This is a genomic window from Streptomyces sp. NPDC001634, assembly GCF_040298185.1.
Classification (GTDB): domain Bacteria; phylum Actinomycetota; class Actinomycetes; order Streptomycetales; family Streptomycetaceae; genus Streptomyces.
Genome location: NZ_JBEOZU010000077.1, coordinates 36,658 through 44,354, shown reverse-complemented (window position 1 = coordinate 44,354; position 7,697 = coordinate 36,658). Strand labels below are relative to the sequence as shown.

At 66.9% G+C, this 7,697-nt stretch carries 5 protein-coding genes and 1 pseudogene; 4 read left to right on the top strand and 2 right to left on the bottom strand.

Features of this window, described 5'->3' with window-relative positions; all coding sequences use genetic code 11:
* A pseudogene (locus tag ABT186_RS48130) lies at window positions 1–100 on the bottom strand (IS982 family transposase); the annotation flags it as partial.
* A 223-nt stretch (window positions 101–323) separates the two neighbouring features.
* Here ABT186_RS48130 and ABT186_RS48125 point away from each other — a divergent pair.
* Entirely contained in the window at window positions 324–722 is a 399-nt protein-coding gene (locus ABT186_RS48125; protein WP_502973436.1) for a hypothetical protein, read from the top strand.
* Between the two features lie 68 nt (window positions 723–790).
* Here the strand turns inward: ABT186_RS48125 and ABT186_RS36450 are convergent, their stop codons facing one another.
* Window positions 791–2,875: a nuclease-related domain-containing DEAD/DEAH box helicase gene (locus tag ABT186_RS36450; RefSeq protein WP_351928755.1), complete on the bottom strand. Its 2,085-nt coding sequence runs from the start codon at window positions 2,873–2,875 to the stop codon at window positions 791–793.
* Window positions 2,876–3,990: 1,115 nt separating this feature from the next.
* Between ABT186_RS36450 and ABT186_RS36445 the strand changes: the two genes are divergently transcribed.
* From ABT186_RS36445 to ABT186_RS36435, 3 genes are read left to right on the top strand one after another with little or no spacing between them, the layout of a single operon-like run.
* On the top strand, window positions 3,991–4,392 hold the full coding sequence (locus ABT186_RS36445) for a DUF6507 family protein (protein ID WP_351928753.1): 402 nt from the start codon (window positions 3,991–3,993) through the stop codon (window positions 4,390–4,392).
* A 5-nt stretch (window positions 4,393–4,397) separates the two neighbouring features.
* Window positions 4,398–6,683, top strand: a complete 2,286-nt coding sequence (locus ABT186_RS36440; protein ID WP_351928751.1) for a hypothetical protein — start codon at window positions 4,398–4,400, stop codon at window positions 6,681–6,683.
* A complete protein-coding gene (locus tag ABT186_RS36435) occupies window positions 6,680–7,696 on the top strand; it encodes a hypothetical protein (protein WP_351928749.1) in 1,017 nt (338 codons plus the stop codon). The genes ABT186_RS36440 and ABT186_RS36435 overlap by 4 nt, the downstream gene beginning before the upstream one ends.
* Window position 7,697: the final 1 nt, after the last annotated feature.

The window sequence follows — 7,697 nt, the reverse complement described above, 5'->3', positions numbered from 1 at the left end:
CCTGGTCACCGGTGAGCATGTCGGCCAGCACCTCGCGTTCGTCGGTCTTGGGGTTGGCCAGGGCCCATGCGATCGGCAGCCCGCCGGGCGTGCACCGCAAAGGCGTGCCAGTAGACCTCCTGGTTGTACGGTCTCCACGCCTCGACTCTATCGCCGGGTTCCCACCCGGCCTGTTGTTCCGCAGTGGTTTCTGGGCTCGGAAACATCGTGATCGCCGAGAGGCGGCGGAGGTCGAATCCGCCTTTCTGCCAGCGCTCACGCTGCTCTTTCTGGTTCTCCACCAAGAACCGTGCTTTCCGTGCGTTCTGCTGGGCGAGTGACGTGTGGCGGAAAAGATCGTGGCTCTCTACGGCGTCTCGCCAGACGCCTTTGGTCCAATACGTACGCCACGTCGCCTCGCGCCCGGTGTCAGGCACAGCGCGAATCCAGCCCGGGCGCAGGCGACGTACCTCGGCGATGACCTCGGCACTCTCCCTATCGGCTTCACTGCGCAACCGCTCATCCGTAGCGGTCCTCATGGCCTCGACGATGGCGACCCGCTTATCCGCGAGAGGATGCTGCAGCACCTCCAGCAGGACACTCGGCGCAGTCACCACGCGATGGCCAAGGGAGTGGATGACCGCCTTGAACTGAGCCCCGGCGCGCTGGTCTCCCAAGTACGACCAGATGTTGTTGTCGAGCATGACTCGCACGTCGTTCCCATTCACCTTCGGATCATTTGACTCACCGTGCCCCTTGCCTGGCTCGTACACGGTCGGCGGCTGGTGCCTCTGGTCGGGAACCCGCTTCGCTACCGGTTCACGCTCCCCAGCCACAACACGTCGCGAGCCCGCGTCATGGCAACGAAAAGCTGGCTGCGTGACAGTTCATTGCGCTCGTGCGCGGTGTCCGACAGTCCTTCGTTCCTCGCCATGGACCCCTGAGACACGGCTACATCATGCTCCGGCAGGTAAACGCGCTTGAACTCCAGGCCCTTCGCCCGGCGGTAGCTGCCGAGTTTGACGGCGTCGACGGGCCGGCCGTCGTAGTACTCCAGCAGACACACAGGGATGCCCGCCCGTTCGAGGAGCCGCTGATAGTGGCCGATGGCACGCATTGAGGGGCACAGCACCGCGGTGTCAGCACGGGCTCCGGGCGGCAGGTTGTGCAGGGCCTCTAGCAGGGCTTGGTCGTGCTCGGCCGATGTCGGCTTCGACACGTGGATCACGTGACCGTCGTGGTACGTCAGGTCGACGTCTCGGCGCCCTGGTGTACGCAGGCCGTCGATGTCCTCGAAAGAGTCGTCCGCGACGACGGCGAGCGCCGTGTCGAGGATCTCCTTGCTGTTGCGGTAGTTGATGCGCAGTACCTGTCCGCGGTCGCCGCGGATGTCGATGCCGGCATCGGACAGGCGGAACCCGCCGGGATAGACCGCTTGTTGGCCGTCGCCGACCAACAGCAGCCCGTTGGGAGCGTCGCCGACGAGGGCGTGGAGGAGCCGCACCCCGATCAGGGTCAGGTCCTGGACCTCGTCGACGATCACGGCCGCGTAGCGATGTTGTCCCGTGCGGCGGCGTGCCTCTACCAGGGCGAGGGAGAGGACGTCGTTGAAGTCGTGCACGCCGCGCTCGCTGCGGAGCGCTTCGTACGCCTCGTACAGAGCCCAGACGGCCTGCCGGTGCGGACGTCGCAAGCTCGCACGGCGGCGTCGGCGGGGCACCGTGGCGTACTCCTCGAAGGAGGTGATGCCGCGCCCCTTGATGACGTGGTCGATCTCCTCCTTCCAGTAGCCCGGGGCCGGATCGATCTCGGTCAGGCAGCTGTCGCGGCCGACGTGCTTCCAGGCGAGGCTGAAGGCGGTCTGGGCCTTGTCTCCGTGCAACCGGACCGGGACGCCGCAGTCGTGCAGGAACTCCTGGGCCCAGGAGTGCAGGCTGCGGAAGTCGACCCTGTCGGCCACAGCGGGAGACATGGCCTTGAGGAAGGTGGCCTGCACCCTTGGGAGGTTGTTGGCGAAGGTGACGTACAGGATCCGGCCGGTGGTGCGCTGGGCGAGGTGGGCCGCACGATGCAGGCCTACGACCGTCTTGCCAGTGCCCGCCGGACCGCTGATCCGTGCGGAGCCGGCCCAGTTGCGGCGTACCAAAGCCACCTGGTCGGGGTGGAGGAAGGTCATCCACTGTTCGATCGGGGCCCGCAGCGCTTCTTCCAGAGCCGCCTCGCGCAGGCCGTCGAAGTCGAACAGGCCGTCGGACAGTTCTTCTTGAGTCTGTGCCCGTGGCGGGGCCGGTGCTGCCTGTGACACGGAGGATCCCTCGTACTCGGGGAAGACCCGCTCCAGATGGTCAGAAATGGCACGTACGGATTCGGCGCGCAGTCGATGGCGCTCCGAGAGCAGCACCGGTCCGACCTCGTGCTCCCCCAGCAGTCGAATCCTGCCCAGTTCGGCATCGACGCGCTGCCCCGCGAAAACCATGAGGGGTTGGACCGCGACCGGGGACATCCCCAAGGACGCCACCGCCGACTCGGCCACCTTCGTCACGGCAAGGAGCTTGTTGGCGTGCTCGTCGCAGGGCTCGCCGCCGACGCAGAGCTTTCCGTCCGAAGTCTCCGGTGCGGAGCGCCAGTTCTTGACGTCGAGAACGAACACACCGCCGGGACCGACCAACAGCATGTCCACATTGGCCGCCCGCGTCCCCGGCCACCTGCGGTCCACCAGTAACCGCCACCCGCGCGCGGTCAGGACCAACAGTTGGGTCGCAACCCTGCGTTCGCCCTCACTGGCGGCTTCCCATCGGCGTGCCTGCTGCCGGGCCGCCTGCCACTGCTCCCTCAGCAGCCGTTCCTGCCGTCGCGCCTCCTGCGCCCGCCGCGACGCCGATCCACCAGCCGCCATACCACGCCCCCTCGTACGCAGAGTAGTGATCATAAGACGATCTGCGATGATGAGGCAGGGCGCACGACTGACAAGGTTCGTCCCCGCCGAACGACTTCGGCCACGCACTTCAGTCACCGGGCATGCGGGCGCGCAGAGGCGGAGACTTCGCCCATCCGCCCCCGCAGGAGCCTGTCGAGCACGGCCACCGAGGAACGCTGGTGCATCGCTCGGCGGGCGTCGAGCGATGCCCGCCCGCACCTTCGACGGACATCTGGGACAACCGTGTCCTGAGAACCGCGCTGAAGGCCGCGCTCACCCTGATCGTCAATTCCAGTTCGGATTCCGTCGACGAACCGCTCACCGGGCCGTTCGACCCGACCGGCGCCTCGCCGGCATCGCCGACGTCCGTGCCCCGGGTGCACCGTTCTCCACCGCACGGCCCTGCACCATCGCCTTCATGACCCGAACGGCACAGCGCCCTCCCGCCCTCCGCGCAGGCCCGGAAGGGAGACTGCCCGCAACCGCGGACCGCTGGCTGTGGCAACTGGCCTCACGCTCCACGCCGGGGGACTTCCCCCTCCCAATGGATACCGCCGACGAACAACTCAAATACACCATGCGGGCCCACGGCCCGGCGAACCGCCTGCGAAAGACGTCCGTAGACAGCGACGGGTACACCCGCTATTCGACCGCTTCGGAACGTACCGCGCCTGTTGCGGATACGGGACGAACGTCAGGGAGGGCGCCGTGACGGACTCACAAGCTCGCTGTCACCGGCTTGCCGAACCATCCCTGGCTCGACTTGGACCTCACCGTGTTTGGCCGGCCCCGCGGCTGAGCCGCCCTGGTCAGCCGATCTGCTCCATGACGCCCTGCGGCGCCTGCTGATCACCGTCTCGGGGATCGGCGACAGCCATGCCAAGCGAGCGGAACGAGGCGCTCGCCTCGCGAGGGATCTCCCCGCCGGGGCTATGGGAGACAAGTCGTGCGGTCGGTTCGAGGCGCGTTTGGCTTGAAGTGCGTTGCTGGTGCAACAGGCTGCCTGGTACTGATGAAGATCCTGCTGTCAGTGGCGTGTGGGACGCTGAATGCCGCTGAAGAAACGTATCGACAGAGGAATCACGGGGGTTGACGTGACGGGGTGGGACATCAGTCCCAGCGGGGTGGAGTCCATTCTGTCGTTGGTTGGTCTTGCCGCCGACGACCTGAGCAAAGACGTCAAGGGCTACGGGGAAAGCGTGCAGGACGCGGCGCAGTCCGCGGGCACGATCAGCGGCCCGTACTGCGGTACCGCGCCTGTGGGGCCGGTAGGTGCCGCGGTCGCGAACTTCGTGTCCGACACCGAGAGCCAGATCAGGTTCATGGCGGCCCGTATCCAGAAGACCATGGACGGGACCGTCAAGGCCACCCACGAGTACATCGAGGGGGACCTGGCGATGGCCGCCCGGGCCCAGCGTGAGGCGGCCAAGGCGCCCACTCCGGCCGAGCTGCGGGCCGTGGGCGAGCAGACGAGCCACCACCAGGGCGGGGAGTAGCCAGCGTGATCGACCCTGGTGGGATACCCCAGTACACCGGTGACTTCGGCACGTTGTCCAAGGCGGTCACCGAACTGCGCAAACGCGCAATCGGCATTCGCAACGACGGCCAGGACGTCCATTCCCGCTTCCAGGCGACGGCCGCGTACTACAAGGCACCCGAGGCGGACCAACTCTTCTCCTCCACCCAGCCGGTGATGGACACGGCCGACGAGTTCGCCGGTCACATCGAGTCCCTCGCCGACGCCCTGGACACCTTCGTCGGCGAAGCAAAGCCCTACGCGGACCGCTTGAAGCGCCTGAGGGAGAAGGCGATCGCCTTCGTCGACAGCGTCGAGGGCGACGACGACTGGACGAAGGACCAGGCCAAGGTCGACGCGCACAAGGCCCTGATGGACGGCGTTGCGGCGGCCGTCACGGGCTTCCAGGAGGCGGAACGCAACGCCGCCAACAAGATCAGCACCATCAGCCCGGCGCTGTGCCGCCCCGGCTGGGTGGCCGACGACGGCAGCCACGCGCCCGGCATGTACGGCGTCAGCGCCGACACCCTCAAGTCCATGGACGACCTGCCGTGGGGCAGCCTGGAGGGCCGCACCTACGACCGCTGGAGCCTGGACTGGTGGGGTCACGGCATCAAGAGCTGGGCCTGGGACGGCATCGCCAAGGACAGCATCTGGGGTGGCTTCGTCGGCCTGGGCACACTGGAGGACAACCTCCTGGGCATCAACGGCCCCGAAGCCCGGCACCAGACCTGGGACGGCCTCAAGCGCACCCTCGTCGGCGTCTACGCCTACGGCATGGACGCGGCCGGCCAGGGTGACCATCTCTCCAACTGGCAGCGTGGCAGCGAGGCTTACACGAAGGAGTTCGGCAAGCAGTTCATCGCCTACGACATGTGGGACCAGGACCCGGCCCGCGCCCATGCCGTCACCTCCTTCAACCTCCTCACCCTGGTCGGGGGTGCCGGCGGGGCGCTCGCCAAGCTGGGCAAGGCAGGCAGGTTCGCGGAGGCCGCCAGCACTGTGGCCAAGGTCGGCGACGTACTGGACCCGATCTCCGGCACCGCCAAGGCGGCGAGAGCCGTAACGAATCTGCCGAAGGTCTCCTCGGTACTGGCCCACGTCAGCGAACACCTGCAACTGCCGAAAACGAAGTTCCCCGACGGCGCCCTGGACGACCTCAGCAACCGCTACCGGGTCGACAAGGACGGCAACTTCATCGCCATCAAACCCGACGGCACACCCGAAACCAGCCCGGTCAGGCACGAGCCTCCCGCGGCTGACCGAGCAAGCGGCTCTCCGTCCGGCGACCGTGAGCTGGTCGGTGCCGGTGCACGGACCGGCGAGGCCGAGGGACGTGTCGGCTCGCATGTATCGCCTCATGCGCATCACGATGCCGATAGTGCACACGGCCAGGGAGACGGATCGGCCCGAAGGGAGCATGGCCACTCCAACGAGTCCGGCGGCGGTCACTCTACAGAGCATCAAAGCGCCGATCACGGTGGCGGCACCGGTGACGGTGCAGCGGACGGCGCAAGCCACGGACACGGATCTGGCGGCAGCAACGGCGGGTCGGACGGCCAGCCCCCCTTGGCGCCCCACGGATCCTCGCCCGATGGTGAGGGCCAGCCCATGGCTCGCGGAGGAGAGACAGAGCAGCGGGTTCGCGACGCGATCAAGGGCATCCCGGGCAAGAAACGACCCAAGCCCAACGTCCTCGACAGGGTGCTGGAAAGGCTCGGCTCGGAGCCGGACGGGCAACGGGTCGCGGAGATCATCGGCTCCGGACAGTTCAACCAGAGCGACGAGTACGGGCAGGTCGTGTCGTCTCTGGGCGCGAACAAACTGGGCATGTTCCAGCCCAGTGCCGACCAGCTCATCTTCGCCGACGATCTGGTAAAAAGCGGTGTGCCTGCGCACGCCATAGACTTCGAACAGAAGGTCCCGATCGGCGCCGACGTGGACGTCCGGATTGCGGACGAGTCCGGTGATGTCTACGTCTACCAGATGAAGCACCTCAACGACCCCCTGGATCCGGTGAGTGAAATCACGCGGGGTAAGTACCTGCTTCAGCTGGCAAAGGCCGACGCCAGCCATCACATACTGCTCGTGGACGGGGGCCGGGGTACGCGCGCGGACTGGATATCCAATGGCTCCTACGATGCCCTCATGGACATTCACCGAGGCGGGCGCGGACCGAAGGGCGAAGGCATCACATTCGTTGTACGCCTCGAGGACGGAAACCTCGTCATCCCGCCCGGCAGCAAGCTCGACCCCAAGGACATACTGTGATCACCTCGAACCCCGTTGGCGACTGGACTTGGGAAGTCACTCCGCGCGCTGAAGCAATCCAGCCCGTTCGTGCAGCGGAAACCGCAGTAGCGGTCTGGATTGTCCTGGCCGGTCACGAACTAGCGATCCCCGAAAGCAAGGTCAGCGTTTCGGCCCGTGCCATGGGCGACACGCGAGACGTGCGTGTCGAGGCCGCCGGTCTGCCGCTGGAGCCGGAGCCGCTATCTCCTGGAACGGCTCTGTCGCGTGCGGTGGCCGAGGCTGACTCCCTGGAAGGCGATTTCCTTGTCGGCGTCCGGCTCGAATGCCCTGGCTACTGGCTGGAATCAGGAGTCAAACACCGCGCGGAAAAACTGTTCGCGGTCCAGGTGGACATCTGGAAGAGCAGCCTGCTCGTCGTGACGCTGGAAACGTACAGCGACGCGTGGTTGGCGATGGACACCCGCGACCGGGAGCAGCCCGAGGTGTACGCGGAGAACGCGCCCAGGCTGGCCGCCGCTTTGGAGGAAATTTCAGCTCTGCTCAGCAGCGCTCCTACGCCGGGCGACCCGAATCGCCACGCGACTCCCGCGGTGACGGGTTTCGAGGATCCGCGAATCGAAGGATTCGCCTACGACGATTCCTGGGGGACGTTCGAGATTCCCGCACGCTCGCGTCTGCTCCGCTCCAGAGTTCCGGCGTCCGAGGACGAGTACCTGGACATCACCGACCACCCGGTGCGCTACTTCACGATCCGGCGCGACGGACAGACTCTGGGCTTTCTCTGGGCCTCCATCGGCGATGAGGCCGCAGGCTACGAACCCAGAACAGCCGCTGGCGAGGCGGCATTCGAAGCGGGCGCCGAATGGCTGCTACGCCTGCGAGCCGCCCATGGCCAAGGGCTCAGCGCGCTCGCCGCGCTGTCGTGGGCGGCACAGAGTCCGCCGCGCCCGGAGATCGGCCTGGCCGTCGAGGACACCCCCCAAGAAGCCCCGTCCCTGGACGCCCTCGAAGAATTCTCGGGCCGGTACTGAG